Annotated in this window: 24 protein-coding genes and 2 pseudogenes; 12 read left to right on the top strand and 14 right to left on the bottom strand. The window is 63.1% G+C overall.

The window, feature by feature from the left end:
- Window positions 1–1,113, top strand: a 1,113-nt coding sequence (locus HMPREF2785_RS03135) for a recombinase family protein (RefSeq protein ID WP_070614234.1), incomplete at its 5' end; no start/stop codon positions are given.
- Here the strand turns inward: HMPREF2785_RS03135 and HMPREF2785_RS12170 are convergent.
- From HMPREF2785_RS12170 to HMPREF2785_RS03155, 4 genes and pseudogenes are all read right to left on the bottom strand, one after another.
- Window positions 1,110–1,538: a GmrSD restriction endonuclease domain-containing protein gene (locus HMPREF2785_RS12170; RefSeq protein WP_070491109.1), complete on the bottom strand. Its 429-nt coding sequence runs from the start codon at window positions 1,536–1,538 to the stop codon at window positions 1,110–1,112. The genes HMPREF2785_RS03135 and HMPREF2785_RS12170 overlap by 4 nt on opposite strands.
- 779 nt (window positions 1,539–2,317) lie before the next feature.
- Window positions 2,318–4,051 (bottom strand): ABC transporter ATP-binding protein, encoded by a 1,734-nt coding sequence (locus HMPREF2785_RS03145; protein WP_070614235.1) that lies wholly within the window; start codon window positions 4,049–4,051, stop codon window positions 2,318–2,320.
- The gene (locus HMPREF2785_RS03150; RefSeq protein ID WP_070510587.1) at window positions 4,048–6,594 is read right to left on the bottom strand and encodes an ABC transporter ATP-binding protein/permease; all 2,547 of its coding nucleotides are present in this window, start codon (window positions 6,592–6,594) and stop codon (window positions 4,048–4,050) included. The genes HMPREF2785_RS03145 and HMPREF2785_RS03150 overlap by 4 nt, the downstream gene beginning before the upstream one ends.
- Window positions 6,595–6,677: 83 nt before the next feature.
- Window positions 6,678–7,075 (bottom strand): annotated as a pseudogene (locus HMPREF2785_RS03155) (arsenate reductase ArsC).
- Between the two features lie 128 nt (window positions 7,076–7,203).
- Between HMPREF2785_RS03155 and HMPREF2785_RS12175 the strand changes: the two are divergent.
- Window positions 7,204–7,530: a DMT family transporter gene (locus tag HMPREF2785_RS12175; RefSeq protein WP_246821139.1), complete on the top strand. Its 327-nt coding sequence runs from the start codon at window positions 7,204–7,206 to the stop codon at window positions 7,528–7,530.
- Window positions 7,531–7,861: 331 nt separating this feature from the next.
- Window positions 7,862–8,038, top strand: coding sequence for a hypothetical protein (locus tag HMPREF2785_RS12180; protein ID WP_244268670.1), 177 nt, complete (start codon window positions 7,862–7,864; stop codon window positions 8,036–8,038).
- Here HMPREF2785_RS12180 and HMPREF2785_RS03165 read toward each other — a convergent pair.
- Window positions 8,035–8,340 (bottom strand): hypothetical protein, encoded by a 306-nt coding sequence (locus HMPREF2785_RS03165; RefSeq protein WP_070614236.1) that lies wholly within the window; start codon window positions 8,338–8,340, stop codon window positions 8,035–8,037. The two genes, HMPREF2785_RS12180 and HMPREF2785_RS03165, sit on opposite strands and share 4 nt — an antisense overlap.
- On the opposite strand from HMPREF2785_RS03165, the gene HMPREF2785_RS03170 reads away from it, so the two are divergent.
- Window positions 8,339–8,950: a hypothetical protein gene (locus HMPREF2785_RS03170; protein WP_198531366.1), complete on the top strand. Its 612-nt coding sequence runs from the start codon at window positions 8,339–8,341 to the stop codon at window positions 8,948–8,950. The genes HMPREF2785_RS03165 and HMPREF2785_RS03170 overlap by 2 nt on opposite strands.
- Window positions 8,951–9,267: 317 nt before the next feature.
- On the opposite strand, the pseudogene HMPREF2785_RS03175 reads toward HMPREF2785_RS03170, so the two are convergent.
- From HMPREF2785_RS03175 to HMPREF2785_RS03195, 7 genes and pseudogenes are all read right to left on the bottom strand, one after another.
- Window positions 9,268–12,009: pseudogene (locus HMPREF2785_RS03175) on the bottom strand (DEAD/DEAH box helicase family protein); the annotation flags it as partial.
- Between the two features lie 356 nt (window positions 12,010–12,365).
- Window positions 12,366–12,722, bottom strand: coding sequence for a hypothetical protein (locus HMPREF2785_RS11785; RefSeq protein WP_101732407.1), 357 nt, complete (start codon window positions 12,720–12,722; stop codon window positions 12,366–12,368).
- 424 nt (window positions 12,723–13,146) lie between these two features.
- On the bottom strand, window positions 13,147–13,326 hold the full coding sequence (locus tag HMPREF2785_RS11790) for a hypothetical protein (protein WP_141750634.1): 180 nt from the start codon (window positions 13,324–13,326) through the stop codon (window positions 13,147–13,149).
- Window positions 13,327–13,399: 73 nt separating this feature from the next.
- Window positions 13,400–13,801, bottom strand: coding sequence for a type II toxin-antitoxin system VapC family toxin (locus tag HMPREF2785_RS03185; protein ID WP_210386086.1), 402 nt, complete (start codon window positions 13,799–13,801; stop codon window positions 13,400–13,402).
- Entirely contained in the window at window positions 13,798–14,064 is a 267-nt protein-coding gene (locus HMPREF2785_RS03190) for an antitoxin (RefSeq protein ID WP_070421738.1), read from the bottom strand. The genes HMPREF2785_RS03185 and HMPREF2785_RS03190 overlap by 4 nt, the downstream gene beginning before the upstream one ends.
- 63 nt (window positions 14,065–14,127) lie before the next feature.
- On the bottom strand, window positions 14,128–14,274 hold the full coding sequence (locus HMPREF2785_RS11935; RefSeq protein WP_168164674.1) for a hypothetical protein: 147 nt from the start codon (window positions 14,272–14,274) through the stop codon (window positions 14,128–14,130).
- 10 nt (window positions 14,275–14,284) lie between these two features.
- Window positions 14,285–15,148 (bottom strand): 3'-5' exonuclease, encoded by an 864-nt coding sequence (locus HMPREF2785_RS03195; protein ID WP_070614239.1) that lies wholly within the window; start codon window positions 15,146–15,148, stop codon window positions 14,285–14,287.
- 264 nt (window positions 15,149–15,412) lie between these two features.
- On the opposite strand from HMPREF2785_RS03195, the gene HMPREF2785_RS03200 reads away from it, so the two are divergent.
- On the top strand, window positions 15,413–15,847 hold the full coding sequence (locus tag HMPREF2785_RS03200; protein WP_070614240.1) for a hypothetical protein: 435 nt from the start codon (window positions 15,413–15,415) through the stop codon (window positions 15,845–15,847).
- Window positions 15,837–16,055: a hypothetical protein gene (locus tag HMPREF2785_RS03205; protein ID WP_070421742.1), complete on the top strand. Its 219-nt coding sequence runs from the start codon at window positions 15,837–15,839 to the stop codon at window positions 16,053–16,055. The genes HMPREF2785_RS03200 and HMPREF2785_RS03205 overlap by 11 nt, the downstream gene beginning before the upstream one ends.
- Window positions 16,056–16,058: 3 nt before the next feature.
- Here HMPREF2785_RS03205 and menE read toward each other — a convergent pair whose 3' ends face one another.
- Window positions 16,059–17,210 (bottom strand): o-succinylbenzoate--CoA ligase, encoded by a 1,152-nt coding sequence (menE, locus tag HMPREF2785_RS03210; protein ID WP_083284858.1) that lies wholly within the window; start codon window positions 17,208–17,210, stop codon window positions 16,059–16,061.
- A gap of 87 nt (window positions 17,211–17,297) precedes the next feature.
- Here menE and HMPREF2785_RS03215 point away from each other — a divergent pair, with 87 nt between their 5' ends.
- The 5 genes from HMPREF2785_RS03215 (at window position 17,298) to HMPREF2785_RS03235 (ending at window position 22,262) form a co-directional block, all read left to right on the top strand.
- Window positions 17,298–18,281 (top strand): hypothetical protein, encoded by a 984-nt coding sequence (locus HMPREF2785_RS03215; RefSeq protein WP_070614241.1) that lies wholly within the window; start codon window positions 17,298–17,300, stop codon window positions 18,279–18,281.
- Window positions 18,282–18,335: 54 nt separating this feature from the next.
- The gene (locus HMPREF2785_RS03220; protein WP_070614242.1) at window positions 18,336–19,448 is read left to right on the top strand and encodes a sensor histidine kinase; all 1,113 of its coding nucleotides are present in this window, start codon (window positions 18,336–18,338) and stop codon (window positions 19,446–19,448) included.
- Complete coding sequence (locus HMPREF2785_RS03225) at window positions 19,445–20,083, top strand: response regulator transcription factor (RefSeq protein ID WP_070614243.1); 639 nt, start codon at window positions 19,445–19,447, stop codon at window positions 20,081–20,083. The genes HMPREF2785_RS03220 and HMPREF2785_RS03225 overlap by 4 nt, the downstream gene beginning before the upstream one ends.
- A 65-nt stretch (window positions 20,084–20,148) precedes the next feature.
- Window positions 20,149–20,850: an ATP-binding cassette domain-containing protein gene (locus tag HMPREF2785_RS03230; protein WP_070452480.1), complete on the top strand. Its 702-nt coding sequence runs from the start codon at window positions 20,149–20,151 to the stop codon at window positions 20,848–20,850.
- Window positions 20,847–22,262 (top strand): ABC-2 family transporter permease, encoded by a 1,416-nt coding sequence (locus HMPREF2785_RS03235; protein ID WP_070614244.1) that lies wholly within the window; start codon window positions 20,847–20,849, stop codon window positions 22,260–22,262. Before HMPREF2785_RS03230 ends, HMPREF2785_RS03235 begins: the two co-directional genes overlap by 4 nt.
- On the opposite strand, the gene HMPREF2785_RS03240 is transcribed toward HMPREF2785_RS03235, so the two are convergent.
- The gene (locus HMPREF2785_RS03240) at window positions 22,259–23,245 is read right to left on the bottom strand and encodes a hypothetical protein (protein ID WP_070614245.1); all 987 of its coding nucleotides are present in this window, start codon (window positions 23,243–23,245) and stop codon (window positions 22,259–22,261) included. The two genes, HMPREF2785_RS03235 and HMPREF2785_RS03240, sit on opposite strands and share 4 nt — an antisense overlap.
- 234 nt (window positions 23,246–23,479) lie before the next feature.
- Between HMPREF2785_RS03240 and HMPREF2785_RS03245 the strand changes: the two genes are divergently transcribed.
- Window positions 23,480–24,934 carry a PepSY-associated TM helix domain-containing protein gene (locus HMPREF2785_RS03245; protein ID WP_070421748.1) on the top strand — a complete coding sequence of 485 codons (1,455 nt, stop codon included), beginning with the start codon at window positions 23,480–23,482 and terminating at the stop codon, window positions 24,932–24,934.
- Window positions 24,935–25,136 lie beyond the last annotated feature (202 nt).

The following is a 25,136-nucleotide window of genomic DNA, read 5'->3' on the forward strand; positions in this document are numbered from 1 at the left end:
TTTACCCGTCCACAAAATTTGACACAGCCCACCGTCCCATATTCTCGGTTCCTCGGATACGACAAAGGCGAAGACGGCAGCCTCGTCATCAACCCCGAGCAAGCCAAACTCGTGCGCCGGATCTACAACATGTACTTAGGTGGCATGTCCATCGGAACGATCGCCCGCACCCTCACCGACGAACCAGAGACCTTCACCGCCGCAGGCAACAAGACCTGGTATTACCGATCCATACGAGCGATTCTCACCAACGAGAAATACAAGGGTGACGCTCTCCTGCAGAAGTCGTACGTCGCTGACTACCTGACGAAACGTCAAGTCATCAACCAAGGCGAAGTACCCCAGTACTACGTCACCGCCAGCCATGAGGCGATCATCAGCCCGGCAGTGTGGGACTTCGTCCAAGCCGAAATAGCTAAAGGGGCTAGAGATCAGCGAACCCAGCATCGCACCAGGCCCTTCTCATCGACCTTGGAGTGCAGCCAGTGCGGGCACTTCTTCGGCTCGAAAACCTGGCACGCGGGCAGTAAGTACGAAAAGGTCATCTGGCGGTGCGGCCACAAATACGCAGGCCAGGAAAAATGCGCCACCGGGCACATCAGCGATCAACGACTCAAGTACATGTTCCTCGAGGCTATCCGCCTCCGCTTCGGCTCACCTGCCGATGACACCGTCAACCACGCCGTACTCGACGCGCTCGACACCAGCGACCTCGAAGTCGAAGCAGCCGGACTGATCGCCCAGATCGACCAGGTAGCGAAAAAGCTCGAATCACTAATCACCCACAACGCACGCGTCGCGCAAGACCAACAGGTTTACGAGAAGGCGTTCAACGCTAGCCACGAACAGCACCAGGCGCTGTTAGCTGAGCACGCTGCCGTGGTCGACGAAATCCACAACAAGCACAACCGACTAGCCGCCTACCACTACTACAGGCAAGAGACCGCCAACCTTGAACTTGAACAGTTGGCCTTCAACCCATACCTCTGCGTAGCTTTGCTCGACAAAGGCACCGTTAACATCGACGGTACGGTGACTTTCCACTTCCGCGACGGCAGCACCCAAGTAGTAGCCATCAAGGCGGACATTGGGCAGGCGCCAGGGTGTGATTAGAGTTGCCACTCCTTAATCAAGATCTCCAAAAGCTCTTTCTGACGTCGCTCGATAACACTCGGAGTCCACACCGGTTCTCCAAGTACCTGCGTGGTGAGTGCGAACACCGCCACGCCTTTCCCCGACTTGAAGTACCTCTCCTTCTTAACATCGAAGTCATAATTGCAAGCACTGGAGTTTTTCCGGCGATTGAGCAGCAGTAGGTTCCCAAGACGATGTGTCCATACTTTTGCTTCGCAGAAAATGACGGGCTCGATGGTGCTGGTTTTGGACAGGTCATCGGAATAGACCGTGCCGCGCAGTGCGTGGGCTTTGCCCTCGACCCGGTGTGCGGGTAGGACGTTTTTTCGTGCTGCCAGCCAAGCTGGTTGCCCGTTAGACGCAACTCCACGGCTTTTGGCACGGCGGGATCGGTGAAGTCCCACGATAGGGATGCTGATTCTCCGCCGATCTCAAGATCGGCCCTCACATTGGTTTTAGCGACGAAGCTGGGGTCACATGACGTTTTCGTGACGGTCGCTGCCTGCCCGTCGATTATCACCTCGCTTTGAGTCTTGGCGAATAGAGCATCGAGTGGCTCGAGCTGAGCTTTGCGCTCAGGGCTCGGTGCGTACTGGCCGTTGGCTACCGACTGATACGGGTCGTCGCGATGATGGCTCTCGTCAGACGTGCAGTCGATCTCCGCTTGGATTTCCATAGCCTTGAGTTCGGCCGCACCGTCGCCGCTGATTTCACGCACGGAGGCCTCGATCCGCCAGCGGTCTGCGTCAACACTCACGAGCGGGTCACGTCCAAAGTAGTCGCCTCCCCAGGAGTGCAGGGTGTTGCCGGCTTGCCATATCACATCCTTGACGGCGCCATCGGCAACCTTGACGGTGAGCAACGACTGCGGCTGATCCGGTGTTTCGAATGACATCGTTGATTCCCCGTCGATCGTGGCGCACGCGGCAGATGTCAGGGGCTTATCCGTGCTGTCAACGCTGAGCTTTGCGCTGATGGAAGGAGCTGAGGTGGTCGGGGGGTGATCTCGTGGCAGGCGAGGCCGAACTCTCAGGTGCGGTCTCGTCGCCACAACCGGCGAGCGTAGCTGCAAAAACCAGAGCCATTGCTGCACAGCGTTTCTTGATGCCATCCTTTCAACCCGGCGGTGAGCTGGGTCACGTAGGCTAGGGCGTTGAATCTACCGTAGGGCTTGGCGGGAGCACTAGCGCACGCGCCAAGCGCTGGCGGCCTGCTGCTGGCGCCAGTATGCGGCGAAGCGGCCATCAAGGGCGAGCAGGTCCTCGATGCTGCCGTCCTCGATGACGCGGCCGGCATCGAAGAAGATGACGCGGTCGGCCTGGCGGATGGAGGACAGGCGGTGCGCGACGATGATGCGGGTGCGGGGCGTGGTCTCCGAGCTCAGGGCAGCGGCGACGGCGCGTTCGTTTTCGGTATCGAGCGCGCTGGTGGCCTCATCGACTAGCAGCACGGGGGCGCAGCTGAGCAGGGCGCGGGCGATCGAGACGCGCTGGCGCTGCCCGCCCGATAGCAGCGTGCCACCGTCGCCGACCATTGTGGCCATGCCGTCGGTGAGTTGCGCGGCAACGGCATCCACGCGCGCGAGTGCGGTGGCGCGCTCGATCTGCTCGCCGGTGGCGTGGGGATTACCGATGGAGATGTTGTCCAGCAGTGTGCCGTCAAACAGGTACGGGTCTTGGAAGATGACGGCGATGAGGGCGCGGCGGGCGGCGGGAGTGAGCTCGGCGAGGTCCGTGCCCTGGATACGGATGCTTCCGGAGGTGGGCTGGTGGAGCCCGGCCAGCAGGAACAGCAGGGTGGATTTGCCCGAGCCAGAAGGCCCGACGATCGCGGTTGTGGTGCCCGGCTGGAAGGTGAGGTTCAGGCCGTCAAGCACGGGGCGCTCGCGCGTGGCGTCATAACCGAAGGTGACGTCGGCGACCTCGATCTGGGGAGCGGTTGAGAGGGTTGGTGTCGCGGTTCCGGGGTGCTCGCGCGGTGCGGCAAGCACGGCGTGGATGGTGCGCAGTGCGTTCGTGGTCAGTTGCAAGCCGGCGGTGATATCGGCCACGAGCGCCAGGGGCTCCAAGAAGCGGACGATGACGACGATGAGCGCGATCGCGGCGGCGGGGGAAACCTCGCCGGTGACGGCGCGGCTGACCGCGAGGGCGCCGAGCGCAATGAGGGCGAGCTGGGTCAGCAGAGTGAAAACCAGCTGCTCGGGCGCGCGGTAGGCGAGCAGTCGACTCATCGCATGAGTGCGCGCGGCAAGTGCCTGGCCGACATGGCTGCTCTCGGTATCGACGCGGCGGGCGGAGCGCAACGCCTGCTGGGTGCGGGCGAACTCCAGGAGGCGCTCGGACAGCTGGGCGTGGGCGCGATCCGCGGCGGCGTCGGCGCTGCGCGCCAGGCGCATCGAGAGGACGAGGGCGCCAAGCAGCAGCGGCAGGAACGCCAGCGCTGCAGCGCCGAGCGTCGGAGAAAACCACAGCAGGCCGATGCCGATCGCGGCCGGAAGAATAAGGGCGTTCAGCAGCGGCGTCACCAGGTAGGCGATCAACCCGACGAGTTCGGGACCGGTGGCAGCGACCGCCTGACGCGTGGTGGCCAGGTTATCGCCGGTCAGCCACTGCAATCGGATGGTGGTGATGCGCTCGGCGACGGTGTGCTGAGCGTGATCCAGCAGCACGAAGCCAACAGCGTAGGCGTGGCGGGCCGCGGCGCTATCGCACCCCCAGCCAAGCGCCGTAGCGATCGCGATCATGGCCAGAGGGCGCCAGGCATCACCCGGCTGCGAGCTGAACAGGGCCGAGATGAGCGGAATGAGGGCGAGCGCCGCTGCGGCGCGTAGCGCGATACTTAGCGCCGTGAGCGCCAGGTAGGGGGTGATATGGCGGCGCTGGGCCGGTGGCAGCAGGTTAATGAGCGTGCGGATCATGAGGTGGCCTTCGTCTCGGCGGCTGCCCAGAGTTCGGCGTAGCGACCGCCGCGTGCGAGCAGTTCCTCGTGCCGACCCTGCTCGATGATCTGGCCGCCATCGAGCACAACGATGGTATCGACGCCAGTGATGGTGTGCAGGCGGTGAGCGATGAGCAGCACGGTGCGTCCGGCGGTCAGGCGGCTGACCGCCTGCTGGACGAGGTATTCGGATTCGGGGTCGGAAAATGCCGTCGCCTCGTCCAGCACGAGGATTGGGCAGTCGGCCAGCAGCGCACGGGCGATGGTGATGCGCTGGCGTTCACCGCCGGATAGGGCGATGTCAGCGCCCAGGATCGTGTCATAGCCGTCCGGTAGGGCGAGGATGCGCTCGTGAATGTGAGCGGCGCGGGCAGCCTGCTCCACCTCGTGCCGACTGGCATCCGGGCGGGCGAGCGCGATGTTCTCGTGGGCGCTGGCGCGCACCAGTTGCGGATTCTGGAAGACGAAGCCAACCCGCGAATACAGCTGTGATGCCTCGAGCGTACGAAGATCGTGGCCGCCGATGCGGATTGCGCCGTCGGTCACGTCGTAGAACCGGGCAAGCAGGCTCGCCAGGGTGGATTTACCCGCACCGGACGGGCCCACGAGCGCAGTGATGGTACCGGGCGCCAGGCGCAGCGAGACGCCCGACAGCACGGGGGTAGACGCGTCGTAGCCAAAGCTCACATCATCGAACTCGACGAGACCAGCGGGCCTCGGCGCGCTCGCCGCATGCTCGACCTCAGGCAGCGTGGACAGCTGCTCCTGGTCGAGCATGACCTGGATTCGGCGTGCCGCGAGCATACCGTCGCGCAGCGCCTGCAGACCGTAGCCGACGCCCAGTAGCCGCGCACCGAACGTCGTGCCAAGAAAGAGGAAGGGCAGCAGCGAGATCGGATCCATCATGCCCGCGGTGATGAGCGCGGTGCCCACCACGCAGCTGAGGAACAGGAACGTCGCGGGGCGCGTGACCAGATCGATGAAGGTTTTGCGGCCGCTGAGCGGCTGCTGCCAGGATCGCAGGAAATCGAGGTAGTCTCGCAGGCTCCGGGTGAAGGGCGCGGCGGCTGCACCCCCGAAGACGCGTACGACGGCCTGCCCCTGCAGGTAGGCGTCAGCAGCGCTGGCCATCTGCTGGCGCCACTGCGGCGCCTGCACTACGCGCGGGCCCGACTGCGTCATCATGATGTACATGCCGATCAGGTAGGCGAGCACCGGCAGCAGCAGGGTGAGCGCCACCCGCCAGTCGATCACGAACAGGTAGCCCAAGACGGCCACAGGCGCGACGATGGCGCCGACCGCATCGGGCACCGCATGCGTGATGAGGTAGTGCATCGCCAGCGGATCATCGTGCACCAGCTGCTTGATGTGCGCCGCGCTGCGGGTATCGAAAAACCCGAGGGGCACGCGTCCGAGCGTCATCAGCAGTCGGGTGCGCAGGTCCTGACTGACGCGCGCATCGACGATGTGCAGCCAGGTCATCAGCCCGGTCGTGAGTAGCGCGCCCGCGATAAGGACCAGGCCGGCCCACCAGCCCAGGCGGATGAGCGCGTCGGTGCCGGCGCCGACGAGCAGCAGCCGGGCGAGTTCGACGAGCAGGACGTAGGGGGCCAGCTGCGCGAGTGTGGCCAGCGCTTGCACGATCGCCGCCAGGATGAAGGTTGTGCGCAGCGGGGCGAGCAGGCGCCGACCGGCCTCAGCCCGCCACGTCCCGCTGATAGGCGCAGCCTCGCCGGCCGCAGGTACCTGCGCGGCGGCAGCCTCGGGCAGATCCTTGGGGCGTTTTTTGCCGAATGCCCGCCCATAACACCAGTAGGCGCGGGCTTGGATTTCGGACTTCGGGAAGCCAAAATCGTTCATCAGGCGGCGACGCACATATTTCAAGCTGTCGGACTCACACGCCACCCACGCGCTCCAGTTCGACCAGTCCCGCGCAGCCAGTCCCGCCGCCAGGCTCGCCTCATCGACGCGCGGCACCCAATGCACTCGCGCGCGCGGATGCGTGCGGATTTCCAGCATGTGGTCATCGAGCGTGTGCTCTTCCAGGTACAGTTCGACCGGCAGCTCGGATGGAAGCACCTCGAGGATTGAATTGATGGCGGGCAGCGACGCGGCATCACCAATGACGAGGTATCCGTCGGGTAGTTCCTCGGGCAGGACGAAACCCGTCGAGCCGAGCGTAGTGACCGCGATGGTATCGCCCGGCTGTGCCTGGCTTGCCCAGCTGGAGGCCGGCCCGGCAGGTTCGTGCAGCACCACGTCGATCGCGAACTCACCGGTATCCGGGTCGGCCTCGACGATGGTGTAGCCGCGCTGATGTTCCTGGTCGCTGCCGTCCGGATCGGGGAACCAGAACCGCAGCCAGGCCGTGGGCGCGAGAACGACCTCGGCAAGCAGACTTGCACTCACCAGGTGGATTCGCACGAAATGCGGGGCGAGGTAGGTCACGGCCGTGACTGTTGCGCTGTGGTCGCGCGCTCCAAATCCGCGCGTCAGCACGCCCTCAAAACCCCGTTTCGCCATGTGCATTCCCTCCTGCGCCGCACCACAAATTGAGGTGAGCCTAACCTAAGTCGAGGGCGGGGTCAAATGCGTCGGCGCGGCGCCTAGGGCTGCAGGCTCGCCACCAGCTCGCGCACCCGAGCCTGAATCTCGTCGCGGATCACGCGCACGGTGGCAAGGTCCTGCCCAGCCGGATCGGCCAGCTGCCAATCCTCATAGCGCGTGCCGGGAAAAACGGACACGCATCGCCGCAGCCCATCGTGATGACGACGTCGGAGGATTGCACGTCCTCAGCCACCAGCACCCTCGGGCGCGCCGCGGCTAGATCGATCCCGACCTCCGCCATCGCCTCTCGTACCACGGGGTTGATCGAATCAGCGGGGGCGGAGCCCGCGGAGCGGACCTCAATGCGTCCGCCGGACAGCGTCTTGGCAAAAGCCGCCGCCATCTGGGAACGGCCTGCATTGTGAACGCACACAAACATGATCGTGGGTCGGGTCATAGCACCATTGAACCGCAGGCGTGGGCAATGGCCAAGGCAGGGTTTAGCCTGGAAGGGTGAGCCTATGGCGCGACAAGCAGCAAGCCCGTGCGGCCGAGGTGCCGCCCTGGCTACTCGCCGTCCTTGCCATGCTTTCGGTCCAACTCTCGGAAGCCTTCGCCGTTGGCTTGATCAACGACGTCGGGCCGCGCGGGGCTGCCTGGCTGCGCGTGGCCGCCGGCGCCGTCCTCATCCTGGCAATCGCGCGCCCGCGCCTGCGCGGTATGACCTGGCGTGACGCCGGTCTCGTCACCGCCCTCGGCGTCACCACCGGCTCGCTAACTTTCTTCTTTTTGCCGCAATCCAGCGCATCTAACTCGGCACCGCCGTGGCTCTGGAATTCCTCGGCCCACTCGTCCTTGCCGCGCTCACAAGCACCTCGCGGCGCGCCCTTTCCTATCCCGCCCTCGCCATGATCGGCGTCGTCTTACTGACCCGGCCCTGGATCGGTAACGTCGACGTCGTCGGCATCCTGTTCGCCCTCGGCTCCGGGCTCGGGTGGGCGCTGTATATAGTCTTAACCCAACGCGTCGGTGATCGGTTTTCCGGCATCAGCGCCCTCGCCTACACCATCCCGATCGTCGCCATCGCCTACGCGCCCATCGGGCTACCCGAGGCGCTGCCGTACCTGTCCCTGCCGGTCATCGCCACGGCGCTCGGGCTCGCACTCCTGATGCCGGTCATCCCTCTCGCCTTCGAAATCGTCGCGCTGCGTGCCATGGCCCCGGCCGCCTTCGGCACCCTCATGTGCTGGAGCCCGCGATCAGCGTGCTTATCGGCGCGATCGTCCTCGCCCAAGTACCGCTGCCAATCCAGGTCCTTGGCATCGTGCTCGTCGTCGCCGCCGGAATCGGCTCGGAGCGCTTCGCCGCCCGCGATGTGTCGCCCACGCCCATCACGTGGCCGGAGAGCGACGAAGCCTAGGTCAGCAGGGCCCGCACCTTCGCGTCGGTCGCCTTACCCGAGATGACCGTGCCCTTTTCAAACAGCTCGATCACCCGCGGATTGATATAGGAATCGCGCGCGATCGCCGGCGTATTGTGTAGCCACTCGGCCGTCGTCTTGATCGCCGCCGTCACGGCCCCGGGAGAGGTATCGCCCGCCTTGGCCGCGCGCGACAGGGCCTGCGCCGCGACGGCAGCGAACAGACAATCGCGACCAGTTCCTTGTGGTCCTAGGACTCTCCTCTCGTCACCCGGGCAGTTAGACACGTTGAATAAAGTCATGAGCTTTCCGGCAACCGTTCTGCGCGTTCTCGTCGCCTCCCCATCCGACGTACCCGATGCCCGAGATGCAGTCGAGGGCGCTCTGCACTCATGGAATCGACTCCACGCGACGACTCGGAATGTAGTCTTACTGCCGTGGCGGTGGGAGACCAATTCTGTACCGCTGCTCGGAGGTCACTCTCAGGAGATCATCAACACCCAGGGAGTCGACGGAGCCGACATCGTGGTCGCGCTCTTCGGCAGCCGACTCGGCTCACCAACACCAGATGCAGTGTCGGGAACAGTTGAAGAGATTGAGCGAGCAGTAAACAGCGGGAAACCGGTACACCTGTTTTTCTCAAGAGCCCCACTGCCTCATGACGTCGATACTGCGCAACTCGAGGGTCTCCGAAATTTCAAGAATGAAATCAAGGAGCGGGGACTGCTCGGAGAATTCGATGACATCCGCCAACTGGAGAACCAAGTCTGGGCTGCCGTCGAGCATGACCTAGTCAAAATCGATCTCTCCGTGGTCGGGGTGCGCCATGAGCCGCTCGGCGTCCGCTTCCGCGTCGAGTCAAAGAGCGAGCGACACGAAAAGGAAATTGACAAGCGCGGCAAGATCAAATAGGAAACGAAACACTGGTTTGAGGTTACCAATACTGGTGATCTCGCTGCTGAAGCGGTGACCTTCGAAGGCCAAGCCGCATCGGGCCTTATGAGACTCCTTGTGGATGATCAGCCAATCACGCTGGAACCTGGGGTCATCTGGAAAGTGCCAGTCTCGTATTCGATGGGCACCGCAGGCACAAAGCTAACCGTTCACTGGGTCGAAGATAATGAAAAACAGTCGAAGACTTTCGACGTCCAATGAAGCGCGAGGTTACGTCGGTGAACCAGTCAGGCAGCTAAATCGTAGTTCGCGCGCGTTTGTATCCGTCGTGGCATGAAAGTTTCCAGGATGTGCACGCTCTCGTCCGTAAGCCCGCGGCCGAAGTGCTTCTTCGACACGTCATTGGCAGCGCGCAGAATAAAGTCCACGATCTCGACTGGGGTGTAGACAATGCCCAGCTTGTCAGCGTCGCGTTTGAACGCCTTTTGGAAGAATCGCTCGTAGAGCTCCTTGATCACCTGCTGCTTCCCGGACGCGCTGGTGACCTCAGAAGCGCGCACACGCACCGAGGCGTAGAACTTCTCCAGCGAATCAGTCTCGGCATCCAGGTCACTATCGTCGAGGGCATCAACCATGCGCTGCATGACCTGGGAGACCGGATTATGGGCTGCGAAATCGTGATCGCTGAACAGCGCGTCAAATACCGGGGCGGTGATCAGGTGCTGGGAGAGCATGCTGATCGCCTCGTTCTCGGAGATCGAGTCGTTGAGATTGCCGCGCAAGCCTTCCACGAAGGTCTCGAATTCGCGCTGGAGTTTCGGGCTCGCGTGTTCCAGCAGTTTGTGAATACGGGTGATCTGGTTTTCCGCGATCACCGCCACATCGTCGGCCCAGTCTTCCCAGTAGGTTCGGGTACCAACCTTGTCCACGAGTTTGGTGTAGATCGCCTCCTGCCACTTCTCTAGGGAGAAGAGTGCAACTTGCTCGGAGGTGAGCTCCGAGGTCTCATAACCAGGGGTGGAGTCGTTCTTATCGAGCTCTGCCTTTGCTTTTTCGACTTCGACGTGAGTGACATCGATCGGGAGCTCATCAGGCTTGTCACCGTTCAAACCGATCGAGTTCACCTTGGCGTTGAAGCGGTCATCGTGCGCACGCAGTGCGTTGAGAATCTGCCAAACCACTTTGAAACGAACGTTGTCGTTCAGCGCTTCGGATGGTGACTTCCCTGGAGGAACCGCGACGGGGAGGATGATGTAGCCGTAGTCCTTGCCTTCCGACTTGCGCATCACGCGGCCGACCGACTGAACCACGTCGACCATGGAATTGCGCGGGTTGAAGAAGATCACCGAGTCCAAACCAGGCACGTCAACGCCCTCAGAGAGACACCGCGCGTTGGTGAGGATGCGAGTTTCGTCCGGCTCCATGGATGCCTCGAGCCATGCGATCTTGTTGCCGCGCTCCATCGCGTTCATACTGCCGTCGACGTGCTGTACCGCGACGGACAAATCCACGTTGTGAAGAGAAACATCGTTGGTCGCAGCATGCTCGCGAAGCGTTTGTTGGTGGCTTGCGATGAGTCCCGGGTACGTTTCCGCGATCAGCTTCGAAGTCTTGATGTCCTTCGCGAAGGCAACGGTGCGCTGCATCGGTGCAGCATCTTCCTCAAATCCGCCTTTTTGCCCTTGCAACTTGCCGGAGCGCTTTGCGAGTGCGTTCCACGCACCGATCATCGCTGAAGCGGTGGTCAGGTTCATGCCTTCCTGCGTGTGCCGAACCAGTGCTTCGGCAGCAACGTCCTCGTCCACGGTCATCACCAAGACGCGATAGTCGGTGAGCAGGCCCTTATCCACCGCTTCACCAAATCCGAGTCGGTGAAACTCTGGACCGTAGATGGCCTCGTCGTCCATGGAAGCCAGTTCGGCTGAGTGTTCTTCGGCTTTGGTTTTGACGGAGTCGTCGAAAAGCCGTGGTGTCGCGGTCATGTACAGACGACGAGCAGCCTTGATGTAGTCGGCATCATGGATTCGAACGAAATTGGATTCATCCGCTCCGGCGAGTGTGACGCCGGTGGTGCGGTGAGCCTCGTCGCAGATAACGAGGTCGAAATCGTCGAGACCCTTCGCCTGAGCATCATGAACAGCGGGCAAGGACTGGTAGGTGGAAAAGACGACGTGCAGACCATTGGCGCGCTTACCCTGCGAGAAAAGAGTAGCGACGTCGTCGCCATCAGTGGAGACAGGAACCTCGAGATCGTACGAGGCAATGTCTTCGGCCTGGCGGCTGGCCTTGTTATCGGAGCAAACCGCGAAGCTCTTCAGATCTAGGCGAGCCTGCGCAGTCCACTCGCGAAGTGTCTGTGCGAGCAGTGCGATGGAAGGAACGAGGAAGAGGACGCGGGCGCGGCCCCCCCCCTTGTCCTTTGCAACTTGTTCAGCTAGGCGGAGCGCAGTGAACGTCTTGCCTGTGCCGCAGGCCATGATGAGCTTGCCGCGGTCATGCGTATTGAACCCAGCCATGACGTTCTCGATCGCCTGCTGCTGGTGCGGACGCGGCTCGAAGGTTTCGCGCCGGGTGAGGCGAACCTGCATCTCGGAGCCGGGGAACACAACATCCCAGTTCACGGGTGATTCTGCGATCTGATTAAAGCCGATACGGCTTGTGGGAATCTGCTGGTTTTCTAGAGCGTCCTCCGCATTTTTCGACCACTTATCGGTCGTCGAAATGATGTAGCGGTGAACGAAGTGTTCGACGCTCGACTCAGTCTCAAACGAGCGGCCGGAGGCCTCGAAGAACGAATCGATGTGCTGCTTCTGGATGCTCGTGGTCGGCTTGTAGAACTTGGCCTGGATTGCCACCCATTTACCGTCATCCTTGCGGCGCGCAACCAAGTCAATGCCCGTATCGGCCTTGCCACCGTTGTAGCGCCACTTATCCCAACGCTGAACCTCATCGAACTGCGCAGAGAGAACGGGATCGGTTTTGAAGAAGTTGACCATCAACTTCTCAAACGCGATCCCGTACTTGCCCTGGGGCTGATTCTCACGGAGCTGATCGAGGACTTCGCTGAATGACGACATGGGGCTTATTGTGCCGTGTCGTTTGGATGACCGTGGCAATACCCGCGACTTCGATTTGAACTTCCAAAACTGTAGAAGCTGATTCCGGTAACCAGCCGGACAAGCGAAAGGCCCGGAAAGTGATGGAAGAGATCACAATCCGAGCCTTAGGCGGGCTGCTAGCCAGACTGCTTGCGGATTTGATCCGCAAGTTGATTGACTGGCCAGATAGCTAGTCTCGCCGAACCCTTGCGCTGGTAAACCAGCCCGCGCAGGGGTTCAACCGTTTTTGCCGACATGAGTGGAGGTCATGTCGTGGCTAAGTCTAACTGAATATCAGACACGCACAAGGGTTGAAGCTGTTCGGGACGAACGACCTACCTCCGGAACTTGCTGATCAAAGCCATAACGCCAGAAATTGCAGCGGTCAGCCCTCCCATGAGGAATCCCATAGCGAACACACCGGTGATGAAGGACTTAGCGTCTGGATCGAACGTCTCAGTGCAAAGGCCGAAGAGGAAGAACGACGCCAGGGCGATGGCGGCAGACCACTTGAACACTGTGGATGGGTTGGGGCGCTTCCGCAGTGGGGTAGAGGGTTCCATCGGGGCGACGTTGTACTGCGTAGGAGTGGCGGGAACCGGCGTGTAGCGCGGGGCATGCGCTGCGGCGAGCAGTTCTTCTGGGGACAGTTCGGTGGGGTCTTGCTGCGGTCGCGGCGCGTATTGCTGCAAAGGAAGGAACTTCTACCAACGACGTGCTGCGGAAGCTTATTGAAGTAGGTGTCGACCGGCATGGTGACGAGGGGGCTACTGTTCCTGTGAGCGAATTGATGCGCCTCATTGACGCAGCGCGCGGCGTATAAAAAAAGAGATGTTTGGGCGCTGCCGGCTATTGGTAGATCTCGCCTTCTGGATCTGCGGAGTGGATGACTTCCTCCACTGCGTCGCACAGCGCGGGGTCGTCAATGTATCCCTGCCGGCATCCCCATTGGGTTTGTAGTTCGCCTGAGCTGGGGTTTCGTGCACCGTTCGGCGCAGTGCCGTAGCCGGTTACTGCAGCGCCTTGCGGAGCCCCAGGAGGGTTCTCTTCTTCTAGATAGGTCGCGCCGCCCATTTGGTTGAAACACCACTCGGAGTACGAAACGCTGCCGTCGGATCAGCGTGTGGCCCCCGGTGTGCCAGCTAGGCACTCGACGACGGTCGGCTCTCCTGCAGGAGCGGATTCTGCAACGGGCGTCGTTTCCGTCGTGCTTGGGGTCTCGGTGACCTTGTCGGAGTCGCCGCAACCAGTGGGGACGGTAGTCAGAACTAGGGCGGCGATCATGGTGCGCTTCATGCGTGAAATCTTAGATCGACCGGAGACGGTGTCGTCGTTAAGCGGAGCTGCCCCTCGGAAACGGTGCGCGGGGTTACAACCGCCAGTCCTCTACTTGTAGCAATGGGACACGGGAGAACTCCCGGGTGTTGGCGGTAACGAGAACGCAGTCGTTTGCCCGTGCCTGAGCTGCTATCCACAAATCGTTGGGACCGATTGGCTGTCCGATCGCCTCTAGCTCCAAACGGATGTCAGCGTAAAGAGCTGCCTCGGGCGCTCCGGTTCCGACTACCTGGTACGCCTGCTCGAGTTGCTTGACAGCATCGGTCCGACGAACCGACGTTGACTTACCCGCACCAACCCGCAGCTCTCCAAGGACAATGGAAGACAGCACGATGTCGTCGGCTCGAGTTACGCGCATGCGTTCGAGGATATTTGCGTTACTGCGACGAAGGGCATCGATCCACACATTTGTGTCTAGGAGGAAGCGCATCATTCATCCCACTTTGGGATCGGATCTAAGGGGAGATCAGAGGGTTCTTCGAACTCGTCCGCCCACCCATCCGGTAAATCGGCAGTGATCACATCGAGCACATCGAGAGCCGAGAGCGGCTCAGGGGAGACGTAAAGCTTACCCCCAATCTTTTTCAGCCAAACCGTTTCAGAATCGAAACGAAAGTCCTTAGGAATTCGGATTGCTTGACTGTTGCCCGACATGAAGACCGTGGTTTCGACGGAGTCTGCTGCAGCCTCAGTCATGAACACCTCCTCGTATATATGACGTAATATATACGGTTTGGGACGTCAGGACGAGCACTCCGGCTAGAAAAGCTCCCGCACCGCAGCCCGCGCTGCCCAGGTATCGCGCGGGATGGTCAGGGCGCCGGTGAAGGCGACGCGATCGCCGGGGTGCAGGGTGAAGGTGGAAGGGGTTGGGCCGGTGAGGGGGTCGTCGAGAAGCGAATGCACGAGAGCGGGATCAACGCCGAGCGCTTCTGCGATGCTGAGCAGAGCTGCGCGTTCCTCGTCGGTGATTATGCCGTCTGACCAGGCTTCGACGGCGAGTTGGCGGGATGAACTCCTCGTTGATGGCCTCGACATCATCGGCGCTTAGGCCTGCGGCGATGGCGGTGGATTCGAGTTGGCGCATTTCGGTACGGGAAATTTCGCGGTCTACAAGCGCGCGGGTCAGTTCGGCACGGTAGGCGGCTTCATCCTTGGTGCCAGTCGTCGGCAATGTACGCGAAAGCTGGCCCGCCCAGGAGGGTGCGCCGCCGCGGGGAAGCGTGCGGACCTCGGGCGCGGGAGTGGTAAACAGCGCAGCCGGATAGTGGGCGATGTCCGCGTGGTGGTTCGCGTGCAGGTACGCGAGGAGATCGGCGGTGGCCTGGGCATCCGCAAGCGCAGAGTGCGCGAAACGGTTATGGATCTGCGCGATGGTAAGCGCCTCGCTGAGTTTGCCCACGCCAAGGTGCTGCTTGGTTAGGCGCATCGTGTCCAACCACTCACACATGCCGTCCTCAGCGCCGGCGCGCGCGAACTCGTTGGCCAGGAAGCGGCGCTCAAACGACGCATTATGCGCCACCAACGTGCGGCCGTTCAGCAGCGCACCAAGATACGCGGCGACGTCGCGGAACACCGGCGCATCCACGACGTCCGTCGCCGTGATCTTATGGATGTAACTGTTCGGAATATCACGCTCCGGCTGGATCAACGTCTCCCACGTGCCCTCCACCGTGAGGTCGGGACGCAGCAGCACCACGCCGATCTCCACAATGCGATCGAGGTTGCTCAACCCCGTCGTCTCCAGATCGACCACCGCAAACCCGTGCTGCCGGTCCATTCCTGCTCCTTATATCCGAACTGTGTAAGCGCGATTTTCGACGCCACCATCAACCTAAGGCACGCGCCGACGCGGTCAGGTGGGGAGTCGGTCGGGTGTTCGGATGCAAGGAGCTCGGCGTGGTCTCTCAAACCGAGAACTTGGAGCAGGCTGAGTCGGAAATGCGCGAAGCAATTGCGTTCCAGTCCGGACTTCGTGCCGACGAGTTTGAGGTTGAGGTGGCTGCGATGGAACCGTAGGCGGCTTCGTCACGTCTAACTCAATATGAAGAACTCGATCTACTTACCGTGGCTGCTTACAGGGTTGGCTGTCGCCACATCAGTGGGGTATGCAATTGTGCTTGCTCTGGGGCCACCAAATATGACCGTGCCTGTACTGGACTTTTCTGCAAAGGTTATCGGCCCAGTGGGTGCAGCACTCATTGCATGGGCAGGTGTTTCCCACACAGTGATGAACACGCGGGTGCAGGACACAGCCAAGGAATGGCATCACGACCTGAGGTGGGCATCAGAGCTGTGTGTTTCGGAGAAGCCACTAGAGGTAGCGATTGGCACGTCGGTGCTTGATGAGCTCAGCGAGCATAGGTTTCTCAATTCGGAGCAAGCTAGCATGGTCAACAGGATTGGAGAGGCTGTTGTAGGTGGCCTTTTCAACCAAATTGATCCCATTGCGGAAAGGAGTGCGCACGATGAGACCTAGGTACGAGGAGTTGAAATCTCTCGACGGTGTGAGCATTTCGCGGCCGCCACATATGGGAGAGATTGCCGCTGCGCGATTTCTGGTCAAACAGATTGAGCAGGGAAGAAGCGACGGCGAGTTGTCGCCGTTTCTGCTTTGGGTTGCAAACTACGGCACCCCTGACGAGCCACCCGGGCCGATCATTCAGCCCCGCGACCAGTCTGCCTAACCGCTAGAACAGCTCCCGCACCGCAGCCCGGTCGACCTTGCCCGGACCCAACTGGGGTAGCGCCGGCACAACCTTGAGTTCCTTCGGTACTTGCCAGCGTGCGATTTCACCGGTGTCCTCGGCGTCCGCAAACGCGTCCATGATGTCCGCCACGCTCGCAGACCCGGTGTACGCAGCGCAAATACGTTCGCCGAAGCGCGCATCTTGCTTACCGACGACACACGCACCCGTCACCCCATCCACCTTGAGCAGGAACGTCTCCAGCACTTCGGGGTGGAGTTTGAGGCCGCCGGAGTCGATGATGTTGTCGATGCGTCCGTGGACGGTGAGGTGGTCGTCGATAAGTGAGCCCGCGTCGGAGGTGAGGAACCAGCCGTCCTTGAGATCATCGGAGGGCGCCTGCAACCCGGCTCCGCGGTAGCCGCGCGCGACCATGGGGCCGCCGAGGTGGATGCGACCATCGACGATTTTTACGCGTGCACCGGCGATGGGCACGCCGTCGTAGACGCAGCCGCCGGAGGTTTCCGACGAGCCGTAGGTGGTGACCACGTTGATGCGCAGTTTCTTTGCCGACTCGAGCAGGCGCGGGTTGGTCGCCGCCCCGCCGACCAGCACCGCGGAGAAGGTCCGCAACGCGTCGATGCCCTTGAGCGTCGAGGTCGCCTTGGCCAGCTGCATCGGGGTCAACGCCGTGTAGGTGCGCTCGCCGGTGCTGGCCAGGTCGTGGGCGTGGTGGGCGAACTCAGCGACATCGAAACCGTTCGTGAGGTCCACAAACGCCGGTTCCACACCCGCGACCATGCTGCGCACCAGCACCTGCAGGCCCGCGATGTACGCCGCCGGCATGGCCAGCAGCCACTGGCCTTCGCCGCCCAACGCCTGGTGGGTCGCGTCCGCGCTCGAGATCAGGTTCGCCGGGGTCAGCATCGCGCCCTTCGGCTTGCCCGTGGACCCGGAGGTGGAGACGACGAGGGCGATGTCGTCGTCGATAGGTGCGCCGGGCTCCAACGTGTTGCGCAGCAGGTTCGTGCGCGCCGGGTCGTTCGTCGGCACCGGCAAAAGCGTGCGCTGGCCGGTCAACGCCTCCTCGAGCGCGGGCATGATAGCCAGCGGATTCGCGGGATCGACGGGCAGAAGTTCGAGCAGGTTGGTCACAGCGTACGAGCGTAGCCGGTGGGATTCCGCGCGCCGCGAAGGCCGTGACGTGTAACACCTGTTTGCGAGCCCACCGATAGAACAAGCATGAAGAAGTTCATCGCATCGGCCGTCGCCGCGGCGACCGCCTTCACCGTCACTGTCCCTACGACCCACGCCGCCACGCTCACGCCTGCGGACAACGGCCAGTGCCGCGTCACCCTCAACGACGCGGAGCGCGGCCCCGCCTGGCAAGCCGAGCGCATCGCGAAAACCCTCACCCACGGCATGTACGCCACCGCCGTCACCGAAGCATTCGAGGCAACTTTCGAGGGGCTCAAGCCGCTTGGCGACGACCACCTCACCCAACCGGCCATCATCGCCGTCCAGGAAATCCGCCTGGCAGGCGAGGAACCCGGCGCCCGCCCCGACTACGACGCCGCCCGCGCCGCCACCAAGGCCAAACTGGCAGAACTAGGCCTGACCTCCACCGACGCCGACTTCTACCTGGACATGAAGCAGGGCTCCCAGATCCCGCTCTCACCAGCAGGCAAGGCGCTGAAGGGCTCGGCGGGCTGGTACATCGGCATCGACGGCTCCGTGCCAGAAGTAAACGACCTTGGCCCGGACTACGAGTTCGGCCGCACCGGCGCGAACACCGCCCGCTTCCTCAAACACATGCCCGAATGGCAGCGAAACGCGTTCGCCTCCAACATGTCCAAGACCTACTTCGGTCAAGCCTTCGACTCGCTCGAGTCCCGCTACTACCACCCGCTGAGCAGGGCAAAGAAGTGCGACGACAATCCGCCGCTGCTCTTCAGCATGCAGAACGCGGAACTGCCCGCCGCACCGGAGCTGAAGAACACGCTGCCCGGCAAGCCTGCCGATCCGGATAAGCCGGCGCCGACTCCGGGCACCCCTGCGCCTGACACCCCTACGCCGGAGCAGCCGAAGACCTTCGACGCGAAGCTTGCAGAGATCATCGGCATCATCGCCGCCGTGCTCACCGCACTGGGCGCCCTGTTCGCCCTGCTGAAGACCGCCGGCTTCAACGTGCCGGACTTGCCCCAGATCCCCGGCCTGAACAAGTAGATCTCCTCCTCGGGGAGGAGGTGCGGGGCGGGGGTCGTCGATAGGCTTACGCCCATGCGCTACAAACCGGGTGACCTTGTGCTCGCGGTCGCTGTCGCCATTTTGGCGGCGGTGTACACCGCGAGTGCGTTTACCCAACCCATAGACGCGGCAGGTTGGGGCCAGGCCGTGCTGTCGTGGGGCTTTGTCGCGGTGTGCGTGGTGCTCACGAGCAAGCCGAAGTTCTCCTCGGTTGCGCTTATCGCGCTGAATGTTGCCTGGTCGACGATGTGGCTGGCCGCGCCGGTAAACCTTGGCTTTTCGCCGTGGGTGTTGGCGGTCCCGGTGGCCACCTTTATCGCCGGGCGGTTTACAGGAAAACGCTTCGCGCTAGTTGTCCTCGCCGCCGCGTGCGGGTGGGCGCTGCTGTCACCGTTCATGTGGACGTGGGACGACAACTTTGTGTTGTTCTACCGGCACGGGGTCGATCTCGGGATCACGCTTGCGCTGCACTGGGGTGCGAGTGCGGTGGGGTATCTCCTGGGGGCGAATGTGGCGGCTGAGGATGAGGTGCGTCGTCGAGAAGCACACGCGAAAGAGCAGCGCCTCGCAGCGGCGCGCGAGGAGGAACGCCGCGCCATTGCCCGCGATATTCACGATCTGCTCGGCCACTCCCTGACCCTGATCAAAGCGCAGGCCAATGCTGGTTTGGCGGTGGGGCAGGAGCGGGAGGCGCTGCAGCAGATCAACGAGACCGCAGGGCAGTCGTTGTCGGAGATTCGCCTGCTTGTGCGCGGTTTGCGTGAGAGCGACCATGCGTTTTCCCCGGCGGCGGGGATCCCTGACCTGCCGTCGTTGGTGCAGCGCTACCGCGACGCCGGCGTGGAAGTATCGCTGGAAGCACCAGCAGTGGATGTCTCCCCGGTGACCTCGCTTGCTACCTATCGCATCGTGGCTGAGGCACTGGCAAACGCGGCGCGCCACCAAGTCGATCCCACTGTGACGGTTCGGGTCGCACCGGGCGAGACCGTGGTGGTAGAAGTCGTTTCTACCGGCCAGATTCGACCCCAACCAGGCACCGGCGTCGGGCTGGAGGGGCTGCGTGAACGCGCGGCGAGCGCCGGTGGCACGCTGAAGACATGGCAGTCCGGGGAGACGTTTACCGTGCGGGCGGAGTTGGCAGCATGATCCGCCTGCTTCTTGCCGACGACCAACCGCTCCTCCTCAGCGCCCTCCGCACCATCTTGGACGCCCAGGACGACATCACCGTCGTCGCCACCGCCGCCGACGGCGCCGAAGCCGTGGAGAAAACCCGCGCCCACCGCATCGACGTGGCGGTGCTGGACATCCGCATGCCGGTGCTCGACGGCATCACCGCCGCCCGCACGATCATGGAGATGGGCCCACGCGTGATCATGCTGACCACCTTCGACGACGACACCTTGATCCATGCAGCTATCGACGCCGGCGTGCACGGCTTTCTCCTCAAAGACGCCGACCCCGACGTCCTGGCCAACGCCGTACGCGCCGTCGCCCGCGGCGAATCGGTCCTAGCCTCCGGGGTCACCGGCCGCGTGATGGAGTGGGTCCGCGACGGGGGAGCCACCTCAGAATCAGCAGCTGCGCTGGAGGGGCTGACGCAACGCGAACGCGACGTGCTCGCGGAGATTGGCCGCGGCGCGACGAACACAGAAATCGCCGCCACGCTGTTTATCGCAGAGACCACGGTGAAAACGCACGTCTCCAACCTGCTTTCCAAACTTGGCGCGCGCGACCGGGTGGCGCTTGCCTTGATCGCCCAGCGCGCCGGGATCTCCTCCTAGAGGAGGAGGCAGTGTGGTCCCGCCGGCCGATGTGGTCGCCTTGTTCGGCGACGACCATGAATGCCATGACTGATACCCAACTTGCTTGCCGCGGCGTGGTCGTGTCCTTCGGGGACCACCATGTACTTCGCGACGTGTCGTTGACCACCACCCCGGGCCGAGTCCACGCACTGCTCGGCCCCAACGGCGCGGGTAAATCGACGCTGATGTCGGTGCTGCTCGGCCTGATCGAACCCGATGCCGGCGAGGTGACACTGATGGGGCAGCCGTTTGACCGTTCGGCACTGCGCCATGTCGGCGCCTCCATCAACGACCCCGCCTTTTACAGCCACCTCAGCGCCCGCAACAACCTCCGCGTCCACACCACGCTCTTGGGACTTCCGGACAGCGAAGCCGACCGAGTCCTCGAACTGGTCGGTCTCCAAACCGCGGGCAAGAAGAAAGCCGGCAGTTTCTCCACCGGCATGAAAGGCCGCCTTGCGCTCGCCCAAGCGCTGCTCGGCGAGCCAGAGGTGCTTATTCTCGACGAACCACAAAACGGCCTCGACCCTGAAGGCATTGCCCACCTGCGCGACTACCTCCGCGAATACGCGCGAGCTGGACGCACCGTCCTGGTCAGTTCCCACCAACTCGGCGAAGTACTCCACATGGCCGATGACGCCACCGTGATCGCAGGCGGCGGCGTCCGCTTCGCAGGCGAGCTCGCGGAACTCGGCCCCAACCTAGAAGAGTCGTTCTTCCGGCTCACCTCCGGTGGTGACCGATGAACCTCCTACACGCCGAATGGATCCGTGCGCGCGGCTCCATGCTGTGGTGGCTCGCCGGAGCAGGCCTGCTGGTCGGCGTGCTGCTGACGTTGTTCGCCCTGGCCGGAAACGTCGAGACCGCGACGAACCTGCTCTACCCGCAAGGCCTGTTAGTCACCGGCATGGCTGCGCCCGCCGCCGCACTGTTCGCCGGTTTGGCCGAAACCCGCGAGCGTGACGCCCGCGGCGGCGGCACATTGTGGCGGCCGGTTTCACCCATGCGCACCCGCGCCGCCCGCATAGTCGTGGTGTGGCTGGCGCTGGCCGCGTTCGTCGCCTTCGACTTTGTCGTGCCGTTTGCCGCCGGCCTCGTATTCAACCTGGACAACACGGCCTCGATCGCACTCGTCGGCCTATTTGTGTGGCTGGGCATGCTCGGACCCGCAGGCCTCGCCGCCGCTGCCACGCGACGCATCGGGATCCTGCCAACCATCATCCTCGGCTTCGCATTCACCATCGGCCTCGGCTACTTCGCCGAGCGCGACTGGTGGTGGATAAACCCCGGCGCCTGGCCAACCCGGTTGGCGCTGCCGACCATGGGCCTGCACTTCAACCTGCTACCCCTCGACGCCACCGACCCCATGGCGGGGGAATCTCCCATTCCCGCCCTCACCCTCACACTGCTACTCGCAGCAATTGGCTTTGTAGTGGCCGCCCTCGTACCACCGCGCACCCGACCCATACTGCGCCGCCGCCGAGTCCACCACGTCACCGCACCGCTGGCCGCAGGGCCGGCAACGCCGCGCCCCGAAACCACCGGATACGTGGCTGCGGTGAAGGGGGTTGCGATGGCGGCGAGGGTGTCGTCGATAAGCGTCTTGCTCCTGCTCACCGCCCTGGTGCTGCTGTTCTCGCTGGCATACCCGGTGGACGTGCGCGAGGCGCTGTTCGCCTACGCCATCCTGCCGGTTGGGGCCGGCGTGCTGCCCACCCTCGTGTGGCCGAAACTGCGTCCCGCCTGGGCGCTCATGCAGGTCGAACACCCACACGTCCGCGCCGCATTGGCCACTTGGTGCGTTGGAGTCGTCGCCCTCGTGTGCGCGTTCGGAGCGGCCGTGGTTGGCGACGCGCGCTTCGGACTCCTCGCGTTCCTCGCAGGCAGCGTATTGGCCCTCACCGCACTTGCCATCACCGTCCGCTTCGGCGTGGCGTGGACGCTGGCCACGACGATCCTGGTCACGATCGTCTCCGCCACGATCGGCGGCGACGTCCTCGCACAGTCCGCACTATGGATCCTCGCCGTCCCCGCATGGCCAATCACCGCCACCGGTGCACGCGTGTGGATTGCGGCTGCGGTGGGGTTAGCGCTGCTGGCAGTCGTTGTCGCGGCGCTGATGCGGGTGCTGCGCGGCATGCGCCCAGTGCGACGCTAACCCGCCGGGGTCAGGCGTCCATCTGCCGTGTAGCGACCATCGGGGGAGTTGTAGAAGGCGTGGGCGTGGTTGTCGTCGATAAGCAAATGCCACGTGCCGCCGTTATCGCAGGTGCCCTCGGTGATCGTCTCGCGGAAGCCATCCTCGGTTTTCGCGAGGTGGCCCGCGCAGCCAAGGTCCGGGTACGTCACCGCGATGCCGTCGGCGGTCGGCTCGAACCGGACGCGGAACTGCTCACCCTGCAGGTGCTCCACCTTGGACACCTGCCCCATCGTGCCCTCCAACGGACCACGCAGTGTTGCGCTGCCGATTTTGTCCAGCGCCGCCGCGTCCGTCGTCGGGTGCCAGGTGATCCGTGTGACATCGCTGAGCGGATTGCCGACGACCGTCTCCTCCGGGCCCCACACCTTTTCCAGACGCTGACCCCGCAGTTCGAAGTGCGTCACGTTGAGGCGGGGACCGTCCGTTTCGTACTGGTCCAAGCCCGGCTGCGTGCCGTTGGTGAACACTGTCGGGTAGGGCTCGTCCGAGTCGACGAGGTAGTCCTTCGTCCAGGTGACCTCGCCGTTCTGGGCCCGCAGCACGCGCACCGGCGATGGGTTGCCGTTGGCCGCGCCTGCGTCTGGGGCTGCGTCTGGGGCTGCGCTGACGCCTGCGCGGAGCAGCAGTTCGGGTTCGAGATCGCCGTTGATGTCCAAAACGTCGTAGGTGAACGTGCCGTCGAGATCCGCGAGGTCCGCGAAGAAGCGCGCCGGGTCTGCGATCGCTTCCGCGTACAGGTCACGGATCGAAGCGGTCGGTGTCGCTGACGCCGTGGTCGCGTCGGTTGACGTTTCGTTGGCCGGTGCGCTAGTCGGTGCGCTGACCGTCTCGTGAGAAACGACCGTCGTTGTTTCCGGTGCAGGCGTTTGGGTTGGTTCGGTCTCCGTGCCGCAGGCAGCCAGCAGGAGAGTGGTGGCGAGGATCGGTACGTGACGTTTCATGGCACCACGCTACCGAAAGCCCAAAAGACGATATCGGGATTTGGCATTCTCGCCGGAGCACGACCTGGGGAAACGGCGTCGGAAAGGTGCTAAAACCCGATATCGTCTTTTGGGCTATCCGACAGATCAGGACAGGATCTGCCAGGCGCTTTGGAAAATCGACATCTGTTGGGAACTGGCGGGCCAACGCATCCGACTAAAAATGCGTCCCTGTATCAACCGAAAGGTGTATGTGTGTCCAGTACTGTCCAACGGCGCAGCGGCCTGCCCGCGCTGACCAGAAGAATCCATTTTTACGCGGGCCTGTTCATTGCCCCGTTCATCTTTGTCGCCGCGCTAAGTGGCGCTCTCTACGCGGTCGCTCCGTCGCTCGAAAACGTCGTCTACAAAGACGTGCTGACCGTTCCCGCCTCCGACACCAACGCCCCGCTGGCCAGCCAAATCAGGGCCGCGCAGGACACACACCCGGACATGGATGTGGCGCAGGTGTGGCCGTCGTCGACACCCGATGAAGCAACGCGCGTTTTGCTTATCGACGAATCCCTCACCGAAACAAACCAACTCCGCAGCATCTTCGTCAACCCCCACACCGGTGACGTCATTGGCGACGAGCCAACCTACTCCGGCCTCGGCGAACTCCCGCTGCGCTACTGGATCTCGTCGCTACACAAGAGCCTCCACCTCGGCGAGGTCGGCGAGCTTTACGCAGAGGTGGCAGCCAGCTGGCTGTGGGTCGTCGCCCTGGGCGGCCTGTACCTGTGGTGGCGGATGGCCCGGAAGCGAGCCCTGGTTGGGTTGGAGAATGCGACGGGGCGTCGTCGTAAAGTGCTGAACTTGCACGGCGTAGCCGGAACCTGGCTGCTCGTGGCCATGCTGGGACTGTCCGCCACAGGCATCACCTGGTCCGTATTCGCCGGCGAAAACGTCGACCGCACAATCACCTGGTTGGGCGGCAAAGCAGAACCGATCGAAACCTCCCTGGTCGCCGACGCGGAAGCCGCCCCAGCCGACGAGCACGCCGACCACCACCCCGCCAGCGCACACGGAGCCGAAGGCCTGACCAAGGACGAGGTGGCCGACCAAGCCGCCACCGTCCTCGAAACCGCCCGCGCCGAAGGCCTCACCGGATCAGTGCGCCTCTTCGTCCCCAAGAACACCGACGAGGCGTGGCAGGCCAGCGAGCGCTGGGTGCCGTGGCGCACCACCTCCGACGCCGTGAGCGTGAACGGCCAAAACGGTGACCTTGTAGACAAGCTCCCATTCTCTGAACTGCCACTGTTCTCAAAACTGACCAGCTGGGGCATCTACCTGCACATGGGCATCATGTTCGGCCTGCCTCTGCAGATCCTGCTCGCTATCTGCGCGCTCGCGATCTGCGCCATGGTCGTGATGGGCTACATCCTCTGGTGGCGACGCCGCCCAACAAAGAACGCCATCGCCGGCGTCCCAGGTCAGGCTGATCTCACCGGCCGCGACTGGGCCATCCTCGCCGTCGTAGCGATCCCGGTCGGCCTGTTTCTGCCGCTACTCGGCCTTACCTTCGCCGCGATGCTTGTTGCCGATCGGTTGCTGGCCCGCCGCCGCACGGCATTTACGACGCCCGAAAAAGAACCTGTTCCCCTGGCTGCTGACGAGCGGGTTGGAGTCTCCGGAGACGAGGCTGAGCTTGGCTTAGTTGAGGTTGGCTGAGGCAAGCGTGGCGGCGCGTTCCTGACAGATCACGGCGGAATCTGTCAGTCGCCGGCATCGCGCCTGGTCAGAAATCGCCCCTGACAGATTCTGCAGAATCTGTCAGTGGAAGAGGGGGCCGGCGAAAATAGTTCCCGTGGTTGGGCCGGGATGTGGAACTTTCTTGCCTCCCAAGACAGCCGACCTGGGAGAACGCCGCCGC

The sequence above is a fragment of the Corynebacterium sp. HMSC067D03 genome, from assembly GCF_001811185.1.
Classification (GTDB): domain Bacteria; phylum Actinomycetota; class Actinomycetes; order Mycobacteriales; family Mycobacteriaceae; genus Corynebacterium; species Corynebacterium coyleae.